Origin of the sequence: Sphaerisporangium aureirubrum (assembly GCF_042658925.1) — a bacterium.
Classification (GTDB): Bacteria; Actinomycetota; Actinomycetes; order Streptosporangiales; family Streptosporangiaceae; genus Sphaerisporangium; species Sphaerisporangium aureirubrum.
In genome coordinates, this window is the sequence record NZ_JBHSRF010000021.1 from 95,647 (window position 1) to 119,036 (window position 23,390).

16 protein-coding genes are annotated in these 23,390 nt (G+C 71.0%); 9 read left to right on the plus strand and 7 right to left on the minus strand.

Translation table 11 applies throughout. The features are described from left to right. Positions 1-84 precede the first annotated feature (84 nt). The gene (locus ACFP1K_RS16755) at positions 85-840 is read left to right on the plus strand and encodes a thioesterase II family protein (RefSeq protein ID WP_380753690.1); all 756 of its coding nucleotides are present in this window, start codon (positions 85-87) and stop codon (positions 838-840) included. 160 nt (positions 841-1,000) lie between these two features. Here ACFP1K_RS16755 and ACFP1K_RS16760 read toward each other — a convergent pair whose 3' ends face one another. Both ACFP1K_RS16760 and ACFP1K_RS16765 read right to left on the minus strand, forming a co-directional pair. Next, positions 1,001-1,432 carry an ATP-binding protein gene (locus ACFP1K_RS16760; protein WP_380753693.1) on the minus strand — a complete coding sequence of 144 codons (432 nt, stop codon included), beginning with the start codon at positions 1,430-1,432 and terminating at the stop codon, positions 1,001-1,003. Next, positions 1,432-1,767 (minus strand): hypothetical protein, encoded by a 336-nt coding sequence (locus ACFP1K_RS16765; RefSeq protein WP_380753696.1) that lies wholly within the window; start codon positions 1,765-1,767, stop codon positions 1,432-1,434. The genes ACFP1K_RS16760 and ACFP1K_RS16765 overlap by 1 nt, the downstream gene beginning before the upstream one ends. Before the next feature lie 19 nt (positions 1,768-1,786). On the opposite strand from ACFP1K_RS16765, the gene ACFP1K_RS16770 reads away from it, so the two are divergent. Next, complete coding sequence (locus ACFP1K_RS16770; RefSeq protein ID WP_380753699.1) at positions 1,787-2,539, plus strand: helix-turn-helix domain-containing protein; 753 nt, start codon at positions 1,787-1,789, stop codon at positions 2,537-2,539. Next, on the plus strand, positions 2,536-2,736 hold the full coding sequence (locus tag ACFP1K_RS16775; RefSeq protein WP_380753704.1) for a DUF397 domain-containing protein: 201 nt from the start codon (positions 2,536-2,538) through the stop codon (positions 2,734-2,736). Before ACFP1K_RS16770 ends, ACFP1K_RS16775 begins: the two co-directional genes overlap by 4 nt. A 249-nt stretch (positions 2,737-2,985) precedes the next feature. Here ACFP1K_RS16775 and ACFP1K_RS16780 read toward each other — a convergent pair whose 3' ends face one another. The 5 genes from ACFP1K_RS16780 to ACFP1K_RS16800 form a co-directional block, all read right to left on the minus strand. Then, complete coding sequence (locus tag ACFP1K_RS16780; RefSeq protein ID WP_380753707.1) at positions 2,986-3,483, minus strand: nuclear transport factor 2 family protein; 498 nt, start codon at positions 3,481-3,483, stop codon at positions 2,986-2,988. Between the two features lie 713 nt (positions 3,484-4,196). Continuing rightward, positions 4,197-6,494, minus strand: coding sequence for an ACP S-malonyltransferase (fabD, locus tag ACFP1K_RS16785; RefSeq protein WP_380753710.1), 2,298 nt, complete (start codon positions 6,492-6,494; stop codon positions 4,197-4,199). 16 nt (positions 6,495-6,510) lie between these two features. After that, positions 6,511-7,224, minus strand: a complete 714-nt coding sequence (locus tag ACFP1K_RS16790) for an enoyl-CoA hydratase-related protein (protein ID WP_380753713.1) — start codon at positions 7,222-7,224, stop codon at positions 6,511-6,513. 5 nt (positions 7,225-7,229) lie between these two features. Next, complete coding sequence (locus ACFP1K_RS16795) at positions 7,230-8,453, minus strand: hydroxymethylglutaryl-CoA synthase family protein (RefSeq protein ID WP_380753716.1); 1,224 nt, start codon at positions 8,451-8,453, stop codon at positions 7,230-7,232. 2 nt (positions 8,454-8,455) lie between these two features. Then, positions 8,456-9,358 (minus strand): DUF6039 family protein, encoded by a 903-nt coding sequence (locus ACFP1K_RS16800; RefSeq protein ID WP_380753719.1) that lies wholly within the window; start codon positions 9,356-9,358, stop codon positions 8,456-8,458. A gap of 193 nt (positions 9,359-9,551) precedes the next feature. Between ACFP1K_RS16800 and ACFP1K_RS16805 the strand changes: the two genes are divergently transcribed. The 6 genes from ACFP1K_RS16805 to ACFP1K_RS16830 form a co-directional block, all read left to right on the plus strand. Next, entirely contained in the window at positions 9,552-13,124 is a 3,573-nt protein-coding gene (locus tag ACFP1K_RS16805; RefSeq protein WP_380753722.1) for a hypothetical protein, read from the plus strand. After that, a complete protein-coding gene (locus ACFP1K_RS16810; RefSeq protein ID WP_380753724.1) occupies positions 13,124-13,303 on the plus strand; it encodes a hypothetical protein in 180 nt (59 codons plus the stop codon). Before ACFP1K_RS16805 ends, ACFP1K_RS16810 begins: the two co-directional genes overlap by 1 nt. Continuing rightward, a complete protein-coding gene (locus ACFP1K_RS16815; RefSeq protein ID WP_380753727.1) occupies positions 13,300-15,948 on the plus strand; it encodes a LamG-like jellyroll fold domain-containing protein in 2,649 nt (882 codons plus the stop codon). Before ACFP1K_RS16810 ends, ACFP1K_RS16815 begins: the two co-directional genes overlap by 4 nt. A gap of 12 nt (positions 15,949-15,960) precedes the next feature. Further along, the gene (locus ACFP1K_RS16820; RefSeq protein WP_380753730.1) at positions 15,961-17,610 is read left to right on the plus strand and encodes a hypothetical protein; all 1,650 of its coding nucleotides are present in this window, start codon (positions 15,961-15,963) and stop codon (positions 17,608-17,610) included. 16 nt (positions 17,611-17,626) lie between these two features. Then, positions 17,627-21,916, plus strand: a complete 4,290-nt coding sequence (locus ACFP1K_RS16825) for a DUF6603 domain-containing protein (RefSeq protein ID WP_380753732.1) — start codon at positions 17,627-17,629, stop codon at positions 21,914-21,916. Continuing rightward, positions 21,909-23,390, plus strand: a 1,482-nt coding sequence (locus ACFP1K_RS16830) for a hypothetical protein (protein ID WP_380753735.1), incomplete at its 3' end; no start/stop codon positions are given. The genes ACFP1K_RS16825 and ACFP1K_RS16830, both read left to right, overlap by 8 nt.

A 23,390-nucleotide genomic window follows, 5' to 3' on the forward strand; every position in this document is an offset into this window, starting at 1 on the left:
CTAATCGACGCTAATGACGAGAGCGGGACATGCCTGCTCAAGACTGAGCAGTCGCTCCGCGTGGGCCCCGATAGCGTCTGGGGCATGTCGAAGGCGTGGATCTCAGGACAACCCCGGCCGGACGCGGAAGTGCGGCTTTTCTGCTTCGCACACGCGGGCGGCGGCGCGGCGCTGTTCCGCCGCTGGGAGGACCACCTGGCCCCCGGCGTGGACGTCTGCCCCGTGGTCCTGCCCGGCCGCGAGGGAAGGCTCCGCGAGACTCCCTACGACCGCATGGACGAGCTCATCACTCCCCTGACCGAGGCCCTGCGCCCGTACGCCGACCGCCCCTACGCCCTGTTCGGCCACAGCATGGGTTCCGCCGTGGCCTGGGAGGTCGCCCGCAGCCTCACGCCTGGCCAGGGCGAGCCCGTCCTCCTGTTCGTCTCCGGCCGCCGCGCCCCCCACCTGCCGACCACCCGCCGCCGCTTCTCCGACCTCTCAGAGGACGACCTCCTGGTCGAGATGGGCAACCTGAACGGCACCCCCACCGAGGTCCTGGACCAGCCCGGCCTCCTGGACGTCTTCCTCCCCACCCTCCGCGCCGACTTCACCCTGAACGAGCACTACACCCCTCTCCCCGGCCCCGACCTGACCTGCCCGATCTCAGCCCTCCTGGGCGACGCCGACCCCGAGGTCGACCCCGACGAAATAGCCGCCTGGCACGACACCACCAAAGGCGGCTTCACCCTCCGCGTCTTCCCCGGCGACCACTTCTACCTAAAGGGCCCCCGCCCCGAAGTCCTAGACGCCATCCAGGAAGACCTGGACCGAGCCCTACTCTCCCCCTTCGTCCGCTAACCCGAACGGACAGCCCCCCGACGCCATGAACCCCGCCTTCGGCATGGGCCTCGCCTTCGGCTCGGACTGCTCTCCCCAGGGGGCTCCGCCCCCCTCGCCCCCCGAAACCCCCACCTCCTAGCCCCGGAGCAGCCACATCCGCCGTGGTCCCACCCACGACCTAAATGTCATCGAAGTGGCGACTACTTGTTCGGCTTACCTCGAACCAGACTGTGCGGCCGCTGTGGTCCTGTCCCCACCCCCAGGATGAGAACAACTCCCGGACCAACCAAAGCCCCCGGCCCCCCTCGCTGACAGGGTCGGCCTGCTCAGGAATGGCCGGGATGCCGTTGGGCGAGCCCTCGTCGGTGACTTCGACCCGGCTCGTCGCACCGTCGTCGTACACCCGGACCTGTACCAAGCCACCTGGTCTGCGTCCCGATTCGGAGTGGCGAATGGCGTTGGTGAACACCTCGCTGACCACGGTTTCGATGTCGTCCAGATCCCGTCGTCCCGCTCGGTAGAGCACCGAGTACACATACGCTCGCGCGATCTTGGCCGAGCTGGCCAGGCCGAGTAGATCGATCTTGCCGAGACGGTCCCCCGTGGTCATCACTGGGCGACCTCCCAGATCCGGTCGGCCGCGTCGTCGGCGAGCACTCGCACCCGCTGGCTGTCACCTCGGCCCCAGGTATAGATCCAGATCCCCTTGGTGCGACACACCATGACTCTGAGGGAAGCCGCCCCCGTCCGGGGCGCTATCAGCACGGGTTCGGACTTCAAGGAAAGATCCACCGTCACGCGCAGGCCCCGCCGGTACAGACTCCAGGCCAGCCGAACCAGGTAGAGGTACTGCTGCTCCCTCATTGTCCGGGAGACGCTCGCTGTGGTGGCAGGCGCGGCGCTGTTCCGCTTGGAGCGACCGCGCACAAGATCCTGGCTTGTCATTCGGACTCCATCCGCTGTGATGCACGTCGGATGGAGCCGTAGCAAGATAAGCCGCATCGAAACCGGCCGAACCCGTGCCAGCCCTACCGACGTGGCGCAGGTCTGTGATCTCTACGGCACCCCATCGTCCACACGTGCCGCTTTGGTGGAACTCGCCAAGGAGGTCCGTCGGCGAGGGTGGTGGACGGCGTACTCAGACGTTTTCACCGGCTCCTACATCGCGCTGGAAGACGAAGCGTCCCTCATCCACCAATGGGAAGTACAGCTTGTGCCCGGCCTTCTCCAGACCGAGGACTACGCGCGAACGGTGATCAGCGTGGTACGGCCGCAACAGGACGACCCTCAGGAGATCGACCGGCGAGTCATGGCTCGTATGGCACGGCGAACCCTCTTGAGCCGGACCAACGCACCACAACTGCACGCCGTACTGGACGAAGGCGTCATACGCCGTCCGATCGGAAGTCCTGAGCTGATGCACGATCAGCTGGAGACCCTGATCGTCGCCTCCCGGCGGCCAAACGTGACCATCCAGGTTCTCCCGTACAGCGCCGGAGTCCACGCAGGCCTCGAAGGAGCCTTCACGATCTTGTCGTTCCCCGACGAGGTCGATCCCGACGTCGCGTACATCGAAAGCACAGCAGGGGACGTGTACGTCGAGAGTTCCGAGCAGGTTGATCGCTATAAGGTGGCTTTTGAGCGCATCTGTGATGTGGCTCTATCTCCGGAGGAGTCCATCGGGCTCATCGCCGAGACCAAGGAACGACTCGAATGACTGATCTTCCAGGCGCCCCCTGGCGTAAGAGCAGCTACAGCGGTGGGGGCAACAACTGCGTCGAAGTCGCCAGAAACCTGCCAGGCGTCATCGGCGTCAGAGACAGCAAGAACCCAACCGGCCCGGTGCTCCTCTTCGCACCAGGTGAGTGGTCAGCCTTCGTGAACGGCGTCAAGAACGGGGAGTTCGAGGTCTGAGGCTTCGCCGGCAGCCGTAAGCCAGCGAAACCGCGCCTTGTGCGTTGCATGCCGCTCCCGCCCAACTGGGGGACTGTTCCCCGTCGGAGAAGCCTCCTCGACGGTCCAGCGTGGATCGACAGGAGTGACAAGATGGCGCCACCATCCGCCTCGGGCGACCGCAACGGCCACCCGAAGATCGCTCTCGGCCGGACCCTGGTGCGGCCGCTGGCGGCCGCCTGCGACTGGGCGGACGGCACATCGACGAGGTCAGCGAGGTTCGGCGCCGATGTGACCTGGTGGGTCGGTGACAGAGCCCTTGGCGTGGTGGTCGCGGATGTCGTCCAAGACCTCGGCGAGCATGCCGCGGGCCGCGGCTGAACGCAGATGGTCCAGGTAATCGCGGGATTCGACGATCTTTCCGTCCCTGACGCGCATGACGAAGACGGCCGGGATGGTGAAGGGTTCGCCGGTCTCCACCACGATGCCTTCGTATTGGAACTCGGCCACGATGACCTCGGGATCGGTGGTCTCGTGGACGTTGATCCGCGTCGGCCGACGCCGCAGGGTCGGGCCTTGGTACGGCTGTGGCCCGCCGCCGAAGTGGGCCCGTAGTGCTTCGCGGGAGAGCAGCGGCGGTGCCCCCACCGGGTGGAACGGGTGGGAGACATCGGTCTGCTCCGCGTACAGGTCCACCACGTCCGCCCAGCGCTCTTCACAGACGCCGTGCACAAGTTTCAGGAAGGCTTCGCGAGGAGTTTCGGTCATCGGATCACCATAACCCCCGGCCCGTGCCGGACAGAGGTGGCTTGCGTGTGCCGTCCACCGGGCTCCCCCGGAGCCGGATCGCGCATCTCCGACGGAAACAGATCGGTGGCGTGTGGGACGTGAAGCATTCGATGATCCGGTGGGGAGGATATGCCGGATGGGGTGAAGCCGGCCCCGGTGATCGGCTCGCCGCAGAAACGTTCCAGCAAGACGCGGTGATCTTCATGCGGCCAGTCGCATTGGCCGCTTTTCCAGCGCTTGTACTGGCGTGCGCTGATTGATGTGCGCCGCCGAAGTTCACCGGCTCGGTACATCCGCTCCGCGGAGCAGACCGAGTTCCGGTGCGCATATCGCAGAGGCGCTCAAAAGCCACCTTATGGCGATCAACCTGCTCGGAACTCGGACGTACGCGTCCCCTGCCGTGCTCTCGATATATGCGACGTCAGGATCGGCCTCGCCGGGGAACGACAAGATCGTGAAGGCTCCCACAACGGTCGCACAGTCTGGTTCGAGGTAAGCCGTGCAAGGGGTCACCACTCCGATGACATTTAAGTCGTAGGTTGGGAGCACGGCGGATGTGGCTGCTTCGGGGGCTTGGAGTGGGGGTTTTCGGGGGGCGAGGGGGGCGGAGCCCCCTGGGGGGAGCTGTCCGAGCCGAAGGCGAGGCCCATTTCTTGGGCGGTCGGTTTGGTCTACGGGGTTGGGTTGGGGGGTTAGTGGGTTAGGTGGGTTAGGCGGGTGGTTAGGAGGGTTGCGGCGTCGGTCATCAAGTGGTCGGCTATTGTGTCTGCGTGTCTGGTTTGCCAGTCTGCTAGGCCTATGGTTTTGGCGTAGTGGTTGAAGGAGCCCATGGCGGGGCCGCAGTGGACCTGGTAGTCGACTCGGCGGGTGGGGGTGCCTTTTAGGGCCAGGCGGATGGAGTGGACGAAGTACCAGCGGAAGATCAAGGCCATTTTGTGGCGGGGGTTGGATTCTGCTTTCGCCAGGTCGGCGGGTTTGCGGGCCGCTAGGTAGGTGGCGGTTTCGTCCCAGACTTCGGTGAAGGATCTGCGGAAGTACTTGTCCTGGATGGTGGTGGCAGTTTTGGGGTCCAGGTCTTCCAGGGCGGTGTGCTGGCGGTAGAGCTGGTAGAGCTTGTTGGCTCGGGCGGGGAACAGCGTGCCTTTTCTTGCCACCTGGACTCGGGCGCCGAGTTCGAACATGTCGCCGGCGGGGGCGTAGGCGGTGTCCTGGACGTCCAGGCCGGCGAGCATGTCCTTCACGTCGTCGGAGGTGCCTGCTTCGGGGGTGCACTGGTTGACGGAGCCGGTGACGACGAAGTCTGCGCCTAGGACGAAGGCGGCGGCTATGGCCTCAGGGGAGCCGAGGCCGCCGGAGGCGCCTATGCGGATGGGTTTGGCGTAGCGGTGGCCGGCGTTCTCGCGGTCGCGTAGGGCGAGCATGGCGGGCATCAGGGCGTAGGGGGAGCGGGCGTCGGTGTGGCCTGCGGAGTCGGCCTCTACGCATACGTCCTCGCTGACCGGGAGGGATGAGGCCGCCTCGGCTTCCTCGGGGGTCAGGGCGCCTTGGGCCACCAGGCGGCGGAGTACGGGCTCGGGGGGCGGGCGCATGAAGGCCGCGGCCACCTCGGGGCGGGAGACCTTGGCGAGGACGTGGCGTACGGCGACGGGGCGGCCGGAGGCGTCGCGGTGGGCGCCGGTGAAGCGGTAGCGCACCAGGGGGGCCGTGACGTGCGGGTAGGCGGCGGCTTCCACGTGGCGGACGTCGTGTTTCAGGTACAGGCCCACGGTGTCGCTTTCCAGGCCGTCTTCGTCGAAGCCGTACAGCAGGTTCATGCCGAAGCCCTCGCCGGTGCCGAGGCCGCGCCGGATCGTCTCGATCGCGGACTCGATCTCGGCCAGGGTGAGGCCGCCGGCGCCGAAGAAGCCCATCAGGCCGGCCTTGCCCATCCTGATCACCAGGTCGGTGGACGCGATGCCCTTGAACATCGACCCGGTCATGTACGCGTGGCGCAGCCCGTAGTCTTCGCGGAACTCCCGGGATCCCAGGTTCGCCGCGGCGTCCGTGCCCCTTCCGTCGAGCGCCACGGCGGGGGCGGTGGTGCGGGAGGGTGTGGTCTCACGGTCGGCCGGGGCGGTGGTGCGGGACGGTGTGGTCTCAGGGGCGGCCGGGGGTGAGCCGGACGGGTGTCTGCGGGTCACGTCCCAGAGCTTGGTCAGGACGTCGCCGGGGCCGATCTCCTCCAGTTCGTCCACGCCGTGTTCGATCAGGTAGCGCATGCCGTCCAGCCAGCGCACGGGGCTGTCGATCTGGCGTCGCAGGGTTTCCGCCATCGCTGCGGCGGTGTGCGGGAGGGCGGTGACGTTGGAGATGACCGGGATCCGCGGGGCGGCGTAGGTGACGGACTCAAGGGCCTCGGCGAAGGACTCGGCGGCGTCCTTCATGTAGCGCGAGTGGAACGCGGTGCGGACGTTGAGGGCCACGCACTTGCCGCCTGCCTCCTTGATGGCCTGGCTCGCCGTCTCGATCGCGTCCTTGGGGCCGGCGATGACCACCTGTTCGGGCGAGTTGTCGTTGGCGATGTCCACGCCGGTGCCCGCCAGCAGGTCTTCGAGCCGTTCCCGGGGCATGCCGAGCACCGCGCTCATCGTGCCGCCGCTCGCCTCGCCCATCAGTTCGCCGCGCCGCCGGACCAGCCGCAGGCCGGTCTCGAAGTCGTAGCACTCGGCGGCGAACAGTGCCGCGTACTCCCCCAGGCTGTGCCCGGCCAGGTAGTCCGGCCTGCCGCCGTCCTCCCGCCTGGCCAGGTAGCTCAGCGCGTCGACGGTGTACAGCGCGGGCTGGACGTACCGGGTGTCGCGCAGGCGGCGGGTGTCGCCGCAGAGTTCCTCGATCGAGTAGCCGAGGACCTCGTCCGCGCGGTCGCGCAGATCGGGGTAGCGGTCCAGCAGCCCGGCTCCCATGCCCCGGCGATGGGAGCCCTGCCCGGGAAAGACCCACACGACAGACATCGGCAAGCGATCCTTTCTAGCGCTCCCAGGGGAAGCGCTTCTCCGTCGCGTAGTCGGCGAGCCTCTGCCGCACCGCGGGGGTGGACATCAGGCGGCTGAACTCCTTGACGGCCGTCTCCTCCACCTCGTCGGAGAGGATCCACATCTTGCGGAAGTACTGCTTCATGTCCGCGATGATCGACTCGTCGAGCTTGGTCAGCCGGTACGCGAGCCGGTTGATGAGCGCGCGGGGGTCGTCGGCGACGGCGTCGACCAGGTTGAACCGCTCGCCTTCCGACGCGCTCACCGGCTGGGTGCTGAAGGTCATCGTGTACGCCTTCTGGAAGCCGACGCGCCTGATCAGGAACGGCAGCACGCAGCACGGCAGCAGCCCCCACAGGGCCTCGGGGAGGCTGAAGGCGCTGCGTTCGCTGGCGTAGACGAAGTCGCTGGCGGCGGCCAGCCCGACGCCGCCGCCCGCGGCCCGGCCGTCGACCTGGGCGACGACGGCGCGCGGGGTCGTGGTGAAGCGTTCGAGCAGTCCGTAGAACGTCGCGCCGCCGTCGGAGGCGTCGTCGGCGGCGGCCCCCTCCAGGTTCAGGCCGGTGCAGAAGACGCCGTCGCCGCCGCCCTCCAGGACCAGGATGCGGCAGTCGGGGGTGGCCTCGGCCTCGTCCAGGGCGCCGTGGATCTCCGCGATGGCCGCGGCGTCGATGGTGCCGCGGATCTTGAGTCGCAACGTGGTGGCCATGGCGATCAGCTCCACCGGTATTCGCGGTGGAAGCCCGCGATGCGGTCCAGGACGAGCAGGCCGCGGTCCTCGAACCTGTCCTCGAACAGGTCGCCGTACGGCTTGGTGTCGAACACGGCGTCGCGCACGCCGAAGATCCGGTCGGCGCTGAGGTCCGTGATCATGTCGAGGTCGTCGACGCCGATCTCGCGCCGGTCGGCGAGCGCCGCCTCGATGTCGATCGCGGGCCGTGCGCCCGCCGGGACGACGCCGCTGTAGAACTCCGAGGCGCAGCCGGAGCCGTAGGAGAACAGGCCCACCCGCCTCGGCTCGGTGAAGTCCCCGTGGTCGGTCAGCGAGCACAGCGCCAGGTACAGCGCGGCGGAGAAGGTGTTGCCGACCCGCATCCCGTAGTTGAGCGAGGGGATGACCCTGGTGGTGAAGTCGGCCTCGATCTCGCGGGGGCCGAGCCGCTTCTGCTTGCGCAGCAGCATGCGGTGCGCGCCCTTCACCATGCCGGCGAAGGGTGTGTGCAGGGCGAGGTAGGCGAACGTGTCCACGATGTCGGCCCCGGCCACCCGCCGCTGGTACGCGGCGAAGCTCTCCTCGATGCACCGCATGTACGCCAGCAGCGACAGATCGGGGTCGACGACGTCGTGGTCGTGGCGGGGCCGCAGCGTGTCCATCACCTCGAAGGTGTGGTAGCCGCTGGCGCCGGGGTCCAGTTCCAGCACCTTGGCCTGGTCGCTCACCAGCATGGCGACCGCCCCGGCGCCCTCCGAGGGCTCCCAGTAGGACGCCTTCTCGGTGGCGCTCGCGGCGTCGGTCGCGATGGCCAGCGCCTTCACGCCCGGCACCGGGATCGCCGAGACCATGCCGGCGGCGGTCTGCAGGGCGGCCGTGCCGCCGTAGCAGGCGTGCTTGACCTCGAAGGAGCGGCAGTTGGGGCTCAGGCCCAGGTGGTGGTGGATGTAGGTGCTGATGGGCTTGCCGAAATCGAGCCCGGACTCGGTGCCCACGACGAGGATCTCGATGCGCTCACGCTCGGCCGGGTCGAGCGCGTCGAGGACGGGCTTGGCCGCGTTGACGGCGTTGGTGACGGGGTCCTCGCAGGGCAGGTTGACCGACCGCCGCTCCATCATGAGGTTCGCGAAGCGGCTCATGTCCAGGCCGCGGGCCTCGAACATCCCGCGTACGTCCAGGAAGGCCCGGCCCACGTACGCGCCGATCGACTCGATTCCGAGCGCCATGGTTACCGCCCGTCGGCGAGATGCGGCACCATCACCACGTCGTTGATGCTGGTGGGGACGAACAGGCGGTCCCAGCGTCCGCCGCCCTTGGCCTCCGGCACCCGCTCGATGTCGTAGACCTCCTTGGCCATGCCCTCGCTGCGGTCGATCTCCTGGACGAGCCGGTAGTCCTCCAGCTGCCGCAGATGGATGAGGCAGTGGATCCTGTCCTGCTGTCCCCAGGTCTGCTCGTAGATGAACGCCGTGGCCTGGCCCGGCAGGTTGTCGTTGACGTAGCTGGACCAGTCGTAGAGGAACTTGCGTCCCTCCTCGCGGAACTCGTACCGCACGTCCCCGGTGCGCAGGATGATGGCCCCGGCGTTGGCCGAGTTGAGCTGCTGGTCGGCGGGCTGGTGCGTCTGGTGGGTGGCGGGCGGGACGAAGGTCTCGCGCCGCTCACGGGGGTCGGTGTGCTCCTCGTGGTCCACGTTGGCGAAGCCGTGCTGCGGGCACATGATCGTCTCGCGCAGGCTGCCGTAGATGAACATCTTCTCCCAGTTGCCGCCGCCCTTCTTGGGCAGCCGGTCCCGCAGGGAGATGTCCTGGAACACCGCGTCGTGGTCGACCATCTCCAGGAGCCTGCTGTACAGCTCGGGGGACTTCATGTGCACGAACCAGTGCACCCGGTCCCGGACCCCGAACACCTCCTCGTACAGGAAGGTCGTGGCGACTCCCGCCTGCGCCCGGTTCATGTAGTTCACCAGCTCGGCGCTGAAGTCCCGGCCCTCCTGCGCCATCTCGTACTCGAGCATCCCCACGCGATGGATGATGAGCCCGGCGTTCCCCGAGTGCAGCAGATGCTCGGGCGGCAGAGAGGTCTGATGCTGCGCCGACGTCTTCGACGCCCACACATCCGTTTCCGTCATGACATCCCTTTCCGAAAGGCAGATCCTCCTCCGAATGTCACGCAACCGTCCCCGGCCGTCCGCTCAATCTTGAGCACGGGGACGGCTGCCGAGAGGGTATGTCACGGTCCTGTCGCGGCCGTCGTAAAAGATCGAGAACGGTCCTATGATCGTCCGGTCCACATCATTGGCTTCCTCCTGAGGAGGATGTGCCGTGAGCGTGTTATGTGTTCCAGTTCATGTCGATGCCCTGTGTCTCGCAGCCGACACGGACGTCGCCGGGCCGTCGGTGGACTTCACCCGGCTGCCCTACGTCGACCCGGTCACCGGCCGGGACGTCGGGGCGAACCTGCCCTACCTGGGTGAGGTCGTGCTCGCGAGCCCGTTCGAGGATCACAATCTCCGGCTCAAGGCCGGGATCCACCTGCACTGGGCCCTGCCCGACGCCCTCACCCGGATGGTCAGAGGTGAGGACGGGACGCGTGTCCCGGTGGTCCCCAACCGCTGGCTGGTGACCCGTTCCCGCGGCGAGACCGTCGAGGAGCAGTGGCTGGTGCTGAGCGACGCGTTGTCCGACGACAACGCGGACGGCGTCACCTACCCGGTCTCCGGCGGCGTCCCGCCGGGGAACGCGGGGCGGCCGTACCGCTACCTCGGCCGCAAGCTGCCGCTGGGGCAGTGGGATCTGCTGCTGCGCGACCCGCCCGACAGCCTGCCCGAGCTCACCGTCGTCGGGCACGGCGACCCGGCCTTCGCCGCCTTCTACCCGAACTGTCACAGCGTGTTCGGGTTCCACGATCCCGCCTACCCGGGAACTCCCCCCGCCGGGCTGCGCTACGACGTGACGGGCTGGTACGGCACGCCGGGCCAGGACGAGCTGGCGCGGGTGCTGCCCGCGAAGGGCGACTGGCGGGCGGCCCTCGCCGACCGGCTGGGCTGGAAGGCGCAGCCCGGCGCGGAGCGGCCCACGCGCATGGTGTGCTTCGGCGAGCTACGCTTCGCGCCCGCGGCGCTGACCGTCAACCCGTTGCTGGCGGACACCGAGACCGGGGTGTGCGTGGGCGGCAACATCACCGAGGCGCTGGCCGCGCACCTCGGCGCGGCGCTGCCCGGCGTCACGCCGCAGTCCCTGGAGGACCTGCTGGAGGCGCTGACGTACGCCGACGATCTCGAGAGCACCACGGTGGACCTCTCGATCCGGCTCGACGAGGCCCGGCACACCGCCACGTTCGCCCCCGTCTCCGCCGGTGTGCGGTGGAACGTCTACGCCGAGGACGAGACCGACGCCGAGGCCGCGGCGGCCGGGGCGCCGCCCATCACCCCCGAGCAGAAACAGGCCCGCGAACGGCTGCGGCCCCCGGCCGAGCTGGACGGGCTGCTGGCCGCGCTCAACCGGGCCGAGACGCGCCACGACCGGGCCCGCCGCACGCTGGCCGGGCTGCGCCGCAGGCTGTTCGCCGACTGGTACAAGTACATGCTCTGCTCCTACCCGGGCGAGTCGGCCGGCGACGACAGCCACCCCTCCCCCGACGAGGTCGCGTTCTACCTCGGCCGCGCCATGGACGAGATGGACCTGCTGACGGCCGCCGTCGGGGTCCAGCCCCCGGTGGGCGACGGCGACACGCTGGCCCACCGCCTCGCCGCGGCCCGCGACGCCGTGGACCGTTCGATAGCCCGCTTCAACGCCACCACGGCCAGGGCGGCGCGCACCCGCTACGTCCTGCGGCAGGTCCCCGGCCCGCGCCACTACCGGCCGGTCGAGCCGACCGTACTGCTCACCGGATCGGCCGCCACCCCCTCGGACCGCTACGGCCAGGACGGCGCGTCCGACCCGGACGGGCTGCTGGCCTGCGCGGCGATCACCGGCCCGGCGGCGAGCCCGGCCGGCGCCGCGGGCGCCACCGCCCTGCGGACGGCGGTGACGGCCGGCGTCGCGGCGCTGCCCGCCCCGAACCCGGCGCTGCGCACGTGGACGCACGCGCCGTGGCATCCGGTGCTGCTGCAGTGGGAGGTGGAGTTCTTCCCCACCGGCGGGGGCGGCAACATCGGCGCCGGCCACCGCGACTACGACCAGGACTTCGTCACCGCGAACTACGCCCTGACCGCCGCCGACGTCGAGCTCCGGCTGCGGCCGGGCCGCGGCTTCCCCGACAAGGCGGCGAACGTCTACTCCGGGACGACCGTCCTTTCGCCGTCGGCGCGGCCGGTGCTGTCGGCGCGCATCCTGCGCTACCTGTCCGGCGACATGCTGGCCGCGTACAACGCGGCGCGGACGCGGGCCCACCTGGCGACCCTGCCGGGGGACGACTTCCGCGCGGCGCCGGACACCGTCCTGGACTGGTACGACGCGAACGGCGACGACGCCCGCCTGAAGACCCTGGCCATGGTCTACCGCCACCTCGCGGAGAACCAGGACAACAACCTGTCCCAGAGCCTCGGCGGCTTCAACGACGCGCTGCTCATGCTGCGGCTCGCCCGGCAGCTGCCGGTGGACGACCCGCTCGGCTTCCCCTCGGCCCGGGAGTTCACCGCGCGGGTGGCGGACCGGGTGGCGGGCGAGAACCGGCACGCCCCCCAGCCGCTCAGCGACTTCAACCCGATCCGGGCGGGCGCGCTGCGGGTGCGGCGGCTGCGAATCGTCGACAACTTCGGCACCACGCACGACGTGGACGTGCGCCTGCTGCGCACCACCACCCGGCTCACCGTCCAGGACCACCCGCAGTGGATCGCGATGGCCCCGCGCCTGGTCCAGCCCGCCCGCCTCGCCCTGAGCCTGCTGGACGCCGAACGCGAGCAGGAGCCGCTCACCGGGCTGCCCACCTGCTCCCCCGTCTGCGGATGGCTGGTCCCCGACGCGCTCGACGACGCCCTGCGCGTCTACACCGCCGACGGCACCTGGGCCGGCTCGGTGCACGCCCTCGCCGACGCGGACCGTCCCGATCGCGCGTCGTGGCGGGCCGCCCCCGAGTCGGGCGTGGCCGACCCGGCGACCGGCCTGGCGAACGCGCACCTGCGGGACGTCGTCGAATGGCTGCTCGCCTCCGGCGCGGAGGCGGCCGGCGAGCTGCTGCCCGCGCTGGACGACGCCCAGGCGTCCGTGGAGCCCGAGGACCCCGGCGGGCTCGGTGGCTTGGCGGCGCTGCTCGGCCGCCCGATCGCGGTGGTGCGCGCGGAGGTCGGCCTGGATCCGCTGGAACCTCCCGCCGTGCACCAGGACTGGAACGTTTTCCGGCAGGACATGGCACGTGGCGGGCGGGAGACCAACGGCTATCCCCTGGTGCGCTTCCCGGTCCGGATCGGCGAGCACGGCCGCCTCGGCGACGGCGTGCTCGGCTACTGGCTGGAGGAGGCACCCGGCGCGCTCGGGCAGGTCTACCACGACGTGCAGGCGCTCGGCGACGACGACGCGACGAGCCCGGTGCTGGTGGGCCTGGACCTGCCGCCGCGCCGTCTCACCCTGCTGCTCGACCCGCACGGCGCGATCCACGCGACCACCGGGATCCTGCCCACCGAGTCGGCGAGGCTGGCCGACGAGCACTACCGGGACGCCGTCGAGCGCCTGGAGGTCGGCCTGATGGTCGCGCCGATCCTCACCGACGCCGGACAGGTCGCCCTTCCCCTTCCCGCCGCGCAGGGCGCGCGATGGTCGTGGCTGGAGCGCGACCCGGCCGGATGGACCCGCGTCACGGACCCACCCCAGCCACAGGAGCGGTTCCCCGCCGGCCTGACCGTGCGAGAGGGCCGGCTGGCCCTGCGCCCCACTACCCCCGGACAAGGAAACCCGTGATGCAGGAGATCACCCTCACGTTGCCGATCCCACAGACGAACCTGATCCTGGAGGCGCTCGGCCAGTTACCCTACGCGCGGGTCTACGAGCTGGTGAACACGATCCACCGGCAGGCCGAGGCGCAACTGGGCACGGACGGGACGGCGCAGCCGGGGCACCGCCTGGGCGAGGCGTCGTGACCCCCGGCCTGGTGCTGCACTGGCAGCTCGACGACCTCACCGCGGAGAGCCGCGCGATCGACTCCTCGGGCAACCACCTCAACGGCGCCGTCGAGGGCGACCCCGGCGCCTCGCCCGACGAGCGGTTCGGCAGCTGCCTGGTCCTGGACGGCAAGAAGGACGCCCTGACCGTGCCGGACGATCAGGCGCTCCGCCTGACCGCGTACACCGTGGCGGCGTGGGTCAACACCGCCCAGCCCACGCGGCCGGCCAAGGCCACCAAGACCCCTCCCGCCCCGAAGGCCCTCCCGGACGAGGTGTTCATCGCCGGGAAGGCCGACGGCTTCGCGGTGTCGGTGGACGCGCGGGGAGTCCTGCGCCACAACGTGCCCGCCGCCGGGCGAGCGGACGTGTACGCCACCGCGGCCGGGGCGCTCGGGTGGAACCAGTGGCACCACGTGGCGGTCACCTGCGAGGGGCGGGTCGCGCGGATCCACGTGGACGGCGTCCAGCTCGCGCAGTACGCCCTGCCCGGCGATCCCCTGCCCGGCCGGGCGGCGCTCGTCGTGGGACGCCACCCGGACGCGCGGCAGAACTACCTGACGGGCAGGATCGCGCACCTGCGGGTCTACGACGGCGCCCTGACCGCGGAGGAGATCCGGCGCGACATGGCCGCGGACGAGGCGGCGCTGGCCGCGTTCGTCCGTTCCCACCCGCTGGACTTCGAGCTGACCAACGCCGACCAGCAGCCCGTGCTGTACATCGACGACAACCCCGGCGGCCAGGCGATGACGCTGCGCCTGGTCAACTCCTCCCGGCAGGACGTGGAGCTGCGCGCGTCCGGCACGCCGGGGGCGTCCGCCGTGAACCACCACGCGGCGCTGACCTTCCGCACGCGCACCCTGGCCGCCACGGCCGCGCCGCGGGTCGTCACCCCGGGCTGGTCGATGGCCGCCGCACCCGGCGGCACCACGTTCCACCTGCTCCACGACGGCGCGACGACGATCCGTCCCGGCGCCGCCCTGGAAGTGGAGCTGCAAGGACTGAAGGCCGACGGCGCCGGCGGCACCCGGGGCACCCGGGTGGAGCTGGCCTACCGCCTGCTGGGATACGCGGGCGAGCCCGGCGAGCTGTCGGGGAGCCGGCGGCGGTTCCTCGACGTGGTCAACCACCGGGGCCGTCCCGGCATCCCGCTGGACGTGGGGTTCGTCGGCGGGGACCGGGTGCTCAGCGACGGCGCCACGCCGAGTTCCCTGCGCGTCCGCGTCGCCAACGTCTCGCGCGACACGGCCATCGCCCTCGCCGGGTCGGCGTCCGCCCAGGACGCCGCGTCCGCCTTCACCGTCGGCTTCGACGTGCGGCAGCAGGGCGAGGACCGGCAGTGGGCCCTGACCGAGTCCGGCCGTGCCGGGGACGTCCACTTCGACATCGCCGGCCCGACCGCGGTGAGCTGGGACATCGTCCGGGAGGACCTCGGCCAGCGGGTGCAGTGGACGCTGACCCCCCGGGCCGACACGGCGCTGCCGCCCGGCGGCTCGCTGGACCTGAAGCTCGACGACGTGTACGCCCTGGGCTCGCCCGGCCACGCGCCCATCGTGGTGGCCTACCGCAACGTCCCCGGCTACCAGGACGGGTTCGCCTCCGTCGTGGCCGAGCGCACGCCGCTGCTGTTCACGGCCCGCGACGTCACGATCGGCACGGCGGAACCGGCGCCGTCCGCGGCGCCCCCGGCACGGCTGACCGTCAGCGCGGAGGGCCGGCACCTGCAGCTGCGGCGGGAGTCCGACGCGGGGTCCGCCGGCCCGCAGCTGTACCTGGAGCTGTACCAGGACGACCCGGCCAACAACCGGGACGCGACGTATCCCAGCATCCGGTTCCACCACGCCTACGAGTTCTGGCACCGCATCGAGGCCCGCACCGACGGCTTCCACCTCAAGACCGGCGACCTGACCTCCGACGAACCGGTCGGCCTGCGCGCGGGGAACACCTCTGTCGGCACGCTGGCGGTGCGGGGCGCGGCCGGCGACGCGAACGGCGGCTCCCTGGCCGTCGGCCCGCCGGACGGGTCCAACCTGCGCCTCGGGTACCACGCCCAGTACGGCTGGATCCAGTCGCACGGCGGCAAGCCGCTGGCCGTCAACCCGCTCGGGAACAACGTGAGCGTCGGCACGACGACCGCGGCCCCCGCGAGGCTGACGGTCGGCTCGGCGTCGGAGCACCTCCAGCTCCGCCGGGAGGCGACCACCGCGGGGAAGATCCTGTTCCTGGAGCTGTACCAGGCCGACACCGCCACGGGTGTCCTGACCTCCCCCAGCATCCGCTTCCACCACGCGGGCAAGTTCGCGCACCGCATCGAGGCTGGCAAGGAGGGCTTCTACCTGAAGACCGGCGACCTGAGCTACGAAAACCTGGTCCCCCTGTGGGCCTCCGGCGCCACCCTGGGTTCCCTGACCATCGGCGCCACCACCATCGGCGAGAACGAGCTGAAGATCCTGCGGCGGCTGGCGTCCGGGGCGCTGGAATGCGACCTGTACAACACCGCGCAGAGCGAGTACGCCTTCGCCGGGACGTACACCTTCACCGACAACCGCCGCTACGTCTTCACCTGGGGTGAGAAGAACACGCGGGTCTCCCAGGGGCGATGGCGCATCGCCTTCCCGGCCTGAAAGGGAGCGACGATGGCCTGGGAAATGCTGATCAGTACGGTGGACGTCCGGCAAGGGGACTGCTCGCTGATCATCGCCGAGAACGAACAGACCAGCCAGCGACGAAGCATGCTGATCGACGCGGGCACGCAGGACTTCGCCGAAACCGTCCACGACTATGTCGACCTGAGGCTGCCTCAAGGCCACACGCTCGACCACATGCTGGTGAGCACCTACAGCGAGGAGCACTACGAAGGACTGCTGTGCATGCTCTGGGCCGACAACATGCACCGCGTCGCCGAAGTGATCGCCGAGGTCGCCACCCGTGAGGCCGCGCTCGGCACCTCGGACAAGCAGCAGGCCGCGTGTGCCGCCGCCGGAGCCTACGCCGCGTGCTTCGGCGGCTACGACATGACCGGCGGCCAGGCCGGCGTGACCGGATGGGTGGCCAACCAGGCGGCGACGATCCGTGCGCAGGCGGACACCCGGGCCACCCTCAACGCCGCCATCGCGTCCGGACACACGGGTGTCGCGGCGAACCTGAACGCGGCCCCGCCGCTCAACCCGGTGCTGACGAATCTCCAGCGCGTGGCGCAGGCGGTGGCGTTCGCCGCGGGCGACGACGCGTGGTACACGTTCGACGACGAGGGTTTCCCCAACGGAAACGCGCCACAGGCGACATTGGACGAAGTCAGAAAAGGCATTCGCGACAGCGTTCTCACCGAGTTGCTCAAAGAGGCTCCGCCGGGGGCGCGATTCGAGACCGGCGGCGCCTACGCCACGACCAACATCATCGACAACGGCACGGTGGGCGACAACGGCCCAGGCCCCCGGCAGGCCGCGATAGCCGCCGCCAGGTGGATGGTGGACGCGGCGGCGGGCGCGGTGTTCATCGCGGGCAGGCCGGCGCGGGCACCCGGCGTGGCGCGCACGGTCACCCGGCTCACGCCGCCGAATCTCGGCGCCGAGATCCTGTGGAACTCCGGGCCCCATCCCGTCCCCGCCCCGGCCGGCGCACCCGGCGTCTTCCTGGTGGCCACGGAAGGCAATGTCTGGCACACCACTCAGACCTTCACGGGCGCCGTGTCGGTGTCACAGACGGACGGGCTCGGCATGGTCGTGCGTTTCAACGACTACTTCCACTACACCGGCGGAGACCTGCCGTGGGCCGGCTCCGAGCTCGTCGCCACGGCCGTGACGACCTACGGGCTGCCGAACCCCCAGGGGGGGCAGCCCTTGCCGCCGGCGACCAAGATCGCGAGCTTCAAGTGCGGCGTGCACGGCGACGACGCGGGCACCAGCGACGCTTTCCTGAACACCGCGCGACCGGCGGTGGCCTTCATCTCCTCGGGGAAGGTGATAGACCCCCTCCAGCTCAGTCAGTCCCCGTCGCAGAAGATCGTGGACAGGCTGCACGACAACGCGCTCATCCAACGGATCTACCTGACGCACTGCGACTACCCCCGGACCTACCGGCCCGGCGGCAACGCCCCCCGCCGGCCGGTCCCCGGAGGCAAGGCAACGGTCTGCGGCGACAACTCCGCCACCGACAACACGCAGCACGTGCGGGGCCACGTCTTCATCACCATCTCGGCGATCGGCGCCACGGCCCCCGTGGCGTTCGTGGTCACCTACAAAGCCTCTGACGGCAGCGCCATATTCGACCGGATCTACGTCCCTTGAACGGCCGAGGACAGCCATGGACCTGAACGCGCTCGCCACCTATGTCTCCGGGGTCGACGGCCCGGTCGTGCTCGACTCCGGCGACGCCCGGCTGCCGCGTGAACTGCGTGACTTCCTGGCCACCGTCCCCGGCGGCCGAGTCACGCTCACCGGCGCCGAGGTCACCCCCGGCGGCTCCACGCTCACGATCGCCGGACCGTCGGGCGACATGTGGCCCGTCCAGGGACTCTCCGGCGTCCAGGTCACCCTCAGCGGCGTGGCGCTGACCCTGACCGACGGCGCCACTCCCCCCGTGACCGGTCGCGCCACCGGCACCCTGCCGCTCACCTCGTCCGTCGTGGCACCGGTCACCGTCACCTCCGGCCCGGACCCCGGCGCGTGGCGGATCGCGCTCGCGCAGGACCTCCCCGGAGTCTCCCCTCTGGACCTGCTGATGCTCGGCAAGCCCGGCGGCGCGGCTCCCGTGCCGATCCCGCCGCAGCTCGACGCCCTCGCCGGCGCGCATCCGGTGCCCGCCACCGGCTTCGGCGTGACCTTCTACCCGGGGACCGCCTCCGAGGCGTACTCCACCGTCACCGTGCCTCTGCCCGCCGTGCAGTGGAAGATCGTGCCCACGATCGTCGAACTCGACGGGATCGAGCTGCGGGCGGCCCTGTCCACGGTGGCGTTCTCCGTGATCCTCGCCGGTGCGGTCGAGGTGGACGGCGTCCCCCTGGAGATCGGCGTCGGCATGCAGCCGGGGACGCAGTGGTACGCGTACCTGAAGCCCGCCCCGGGCCACGCCTTCCCCGGGGTGGCGGCGCTCGCGTCGTGGATCGGCGGCGCGCCGGTGGGCACGGCCTTTCAGGCGGCCGGGTTCGATGCCTCGGCGTTCGACCTCGCCATCGAGAAGGTCGAGACCGGCTTCGACTGGAAAGCCCCGGCTCTGGAATATGTGCAGGTCAACAGCTTGCTCACCCTCGGCGCGCTGCAGTTCGACGTGGTGCTCCGGCTGCCGGACATCGAGGTGCGCGGCTCCCTGCGCGGCGGGCCCGTGCCACTGACCGACGTGCTCTCCTCGTACGGCCTGCCGACCCAGGGCGTGCCCGCCGCCCTGAAGATCCACAAGGCGGGGCTGACCGCCCGGCCCCGGCGCGGCTCCTACACGGCCGAGCTCGACCTCGACGACGTATGGCAGGCGGGGCCGGTCGGCATCGCCGAGGCCGGCGTCGTCGTCTCCTACAAACAGGGCCGCGGGTTCAGCGGCGTGATCCACGGGGTCGTCGGCATCGGCACGTCGACCCGCCTGGGGCTCGTCGCCGCCTACGAACCGGAGACGGGGTGGGCGTTCGCCGGGAGCACCGCGCCCGGCTCCTATCTCGCGATCGGCGATCTGGTCGCGGAGCTGGGCGACCGGTTCGGCGTGCACGACCTGCCGGAGGCCGTGACCAGCCTCGCGCTGACCGAGCTCGGGGTCGCCTACCAAACGAAGACCGGGGCGTTCACCTTCGCCTGCCGGGGCGGCATGACGATCGCCGAAGCCCCGGTGACGCTCGCCGTGGACGTCGGGGTGCAGCCGGCCACGACGCGGGGCGGGACCGCGACGACGACGTTCCACGGGAGGGTCGAAGTCCTCGCGGGCGGCACTCCCCTGCGGTTCGACGCGGGCTTCGCCACCGGCGCCGGCGCCAAGCTGTTCGCCGCCGCCTACTCCCACGGCGCGGGCGACCCGGCCCCCGACCTGAAGAGCGTGGTCGCCGCGTTCTCGCCGTCCGCCGCCGGCCTGATCCCGGACGGGATCTCGGTGGACGTGCGCGACGTGGTGTTCGCCGCCGACCGCACCACCACGACGGCGTACCTGTTCATGGCGGACGTCGCGGCCACCGTGGACCTGTCGGGGCTGCCGGTCGCCGGGGAGCATCTCGGCACGGCGGGGGTCGATCCGCTGCGGATCGTCGTGGCGTCCGCGCCGATCGCCGCCGACCAGGTGAAGAAGATCAACGAGCTGCTGCCCGACACGGTGGCCAAGCTGCCGGAACGCGACATCGCGGCGGGCTTCGCGTTCGAGGCGACGCTGAAGGTGGGCGAGTTCAAGGCGCCGGTCGCCCTCCCGGTGGCGCGGCGCACGACCACGCCGCCCGCGACGCCGCCCGCCGTACCGCCCGCCACCTCCGGGGTGCCCGCGACGCAGGCGCAGACCGCCGACGACGTGAAGTGGATCAAGATCCAGCGCGGTTTCGGGCCGGTGCAGATCCAGCGGATCGGCCTGGCCTACCGGGCGGGGCGGCTGGCGGTGCTGCTGGACGCCTCGATCACCCTGGCGGGCCTGACCCTCTCCCTGGACGGGCTCTCCGCCGAGCTGTCGCTGTCGCGCCCGATCACCCTGCCGTCGTTCTCCCTCACCGGCCTCGGCCTGTCCTACGTCTCCGGGCCGACCGAGATCGGCGGCGCCTTCCTGCGCGGGCAGATCATCTACGAGGGCGAGCCGTACACCGCCTACAGCGGAAGCGCGCAGGTCAAGCTCAAGCAGCTCGGCCTGGCCGCGATCGGCTCGTACGTGGAGCTCCCCCAAGGCCCGTCGCTGTTCGTCTACGCCTACCTGGACTACCCGATCGGCGGCCCGCCGGTCTTCTTCGTGCGGGGCCTGGCGGCCGGGTTCGGCTACAACCGGCGGCTGGTCGCCCCGGGCCTGGACGACGTCGCCACGTTCCCGCTGATCGCCGAGGCGGTCGGCGGGCGGCAGGCGGGGACCACGCTGGCCCAGGAACTGTCCTCGCTGTCGATCTACCTGCCGCCCTCGCCCGGGGACTACTTCCTGGCGGTCGGCGTCCACTTCACGTCGTTCGAGATGATCGACTCGTTCGTGCTGCTGGCCGTGGTGTTCGGGCACCGGTTCGAGGTGGACGTCCTCGGGCTGTCCACGCTGATCCTGCCCGCCCCGGGGGCCGCCGCCGCGGGTGTGACGCCCATCGCCGAGGTGCAGCTCGCGCTGCGGGCCGCCTTCGTGCCGGCGGACGGCTACCTGACCGTCGCGGCCAAGCTGACCCGCAACTCCTTCCTGCTGTCCCGCGACTGCCACCTCACCGGCGGGTTCGCCTTCTCCACGTGGTTCCCCGCCGAGAACGACAGCGGGCACGACGGCGACTTCGTGATCACCGCGGGCGGCTACCACCCGCGCTTCCCGGTGCCGTCGCACTACCCGTCGGTGCCCCGGCTCGGGTTCTCCTGGCAGGTCTCGCCGCAGCTGTCGCTCAGCGGCTCGGCGTACTTCGCGCTGACGCCGTGCGCGCTCATGGCCGGGGGCAGCCTCAGCGCGTCGTGGCAGGACGACTCGCTGCACGCGTGGTTCGACGCCTCGATGGACTTCCTCATCGCCTGGCAGCCCTACCACTACGAGGCGTCCCTGCACGTCAGCGTGGGGGCGTCGTACACCTTCTCCGACTTCGGCAACAACACCGTCAACGCCCACGTCGGCGCGGACGTGAACCTCTGGGGGCCGGACTTCACCGGCACCGCCACCATCGACCTCACCGTCGTCTCCGTCACCGTCTCGTTCGGCAGCGGCGACCAGGCCGCCCCCGAGCCCGTGCCGTGGACCGACTTCGCGGGGGCGATGCTGCCGGGCCGGGACAAGATCGTCACGCTGTCGCTGCGCGGGGACACCCAGCAGGCGTCCGGCCCGGACCCGGGGCCGAAGGACCTCGGGGTGGCCGATCCGGCGGGCCTCGTGCTCGTCACCGACTCGGTGATCCCCAGCACGGCGGGCACCCGGGGCGCGCGCGCCGCCGCCCTCCCCGCGACGGGCGCCGTCACCAGGTTCGGTGTGGGGCCCGCCGGGGTCGGCACCGGCGGCGTGACCTCCGAGCAACGGATCACCATCAGCGGCCGGGACGGCGCCGTCGACGACGCGTTCGGCTACACGCCGGTGCGCAAGAACCTTCCCTTCGCCCTGTGGGGCGACAAGGTCACTCCCTCGGTGAACGACCCGAGGCTGATCTCCGACCTGCTCACCGGGTACGAGATCCGCCCGCTGCCACCCGACGAGCCCGCGTCGCGGCCCTCGGTGCGCCGGGACGCGCTCCAGGCCGCGACCTCCCTGGCGGAACGGCCCGGGGCGATCCGGCTCGCCACCCCGGCGGCGTTCACTCCGGACCCGGGCGCTCCCCGCGCGCGGGAGACGGCCATCGCGAACGCGTTGTCCGACCCGGCGGTCGTCGCCGCGCGGGCCGCGATCGCCCGCGCCGTGCTGGGCGACGCGCCGCTCGACCCCTACGCACTGGAGGTCACCGGCCTCCTCGAGACCCCGCAGGTGGGTTCCTATGCCTGAGGCAACCGACGGCGCCGCGCGGATCACCTTCGGCGCGTACCGGCGGCCGTCGCTGGAGAGCGGCGACTACGAGATCACGGTCAGCCAGCGCGTCAGCCTGGACACTCAGCCGTTCGGCGTGACCAAGAACTTCACCGTCTCCGGCGACCGGTTCACCCTGCCGCCGTCGGCGATCCGCGAGGTGTTCCCGCCGGACGGCAGCCTCGGCGACCACGTCAACGTGCTGCCGCACGTCGTGCTCGACCGGCCGACCCTCCCGTGGGAGCGCGACGCCCGGCCCGTGGGCCACGCCTCCGGCGCCCGGCCGCCCTGGCTCGCGCTGCTGGTGTTCTCCGGCGAGGAGAGCCCCGTCCCCGTCCCGGCGACCCTGGGCACGCTGACCGCGGGCCCCGGCCTGTTCCCCGCCGTCACCCTCGAAAAGCACCAGGCCACGGGCGACCAGGTGACCGTCATCGACGTCCCCGCCGACCTGCTGCGGACGCTCCTGCCGACCTACGACGACCTGGCCTACCTGGCGCACGTGCGCGAGGGCGACGGCCCCGACACGGCCGTGGTCGTGGCGGGCCGGCTGCCCGCGCCCGGGGTGACCACCGTCGTCCATCTCGTATCCCTTGAGGGCCGGTTCCCCGACACCGCCGCTCAGGGGCCGGCGTTCGACTTCGGCCCCGCGACCCCCGGCACCCTGATCCGCCTGGTGAGCCTGGCGAGCTGGCGCTTCGCCTGTGTGGACGCGGCGCAGACGTTCCCCCGGATGGTGTACGGCCTCGCCGCCGGCGACGGCGCGCTCCGCCTGCCGCCGAGCCGCGAGCCGCTCGCCAACGCGTTCCTCAGCCAGGGCTTCGTGCCCGCGCGCCACCACCTGCGGCAGGGCGCCCGCGGCGTCGCGTGGTACCGCGGCCCGCTGACGGCGGGCCCCGTGGACACCGGCCCGGTGACACCCGCGCGCACCGCCGACGCCCTGCTCCGCTTCCACCCCCGCGTGGGCATGTTCGACGTCGGCCACGCCGCCGCCTGGCAGCTCGGACGGCTGCTCACATTGCGCAGCGGCGACGCCGCCACCACGCTCTACCAGTGGCGCCGCCGCCGCGACCGCAACCTCAAGCGATCCACCCGCGAACGCGACGACTACCCGCTCACCGTCCCCGGCATCGACGACTCCCTCCCCGCCACCGTGCTGAACTGGCTCACCGGCCTCACCCGCCTGGAGGGCGTCCCCCTGGCCTACCTCATCCCCGACGAGCGCCTGCTCCCCGTGGAGACGATCCGCTTCTTCGGCCTCGACCAGCAGTGGATCCGGTATCTGGTCGACGGCGCCTACAGCATCGGCCGCCTCAGCCAGTCCGACGCCGACCTGGACGCCGCCCACCCCCTCCCCCTCCCCCACACCCCCGTGACCGGCGCCCTGATCCGCTCCGACGTGGTCTCCGGCTACTCCGGCCTCCTGGTCGACGCCTACGCCGACGAGTCCGACACC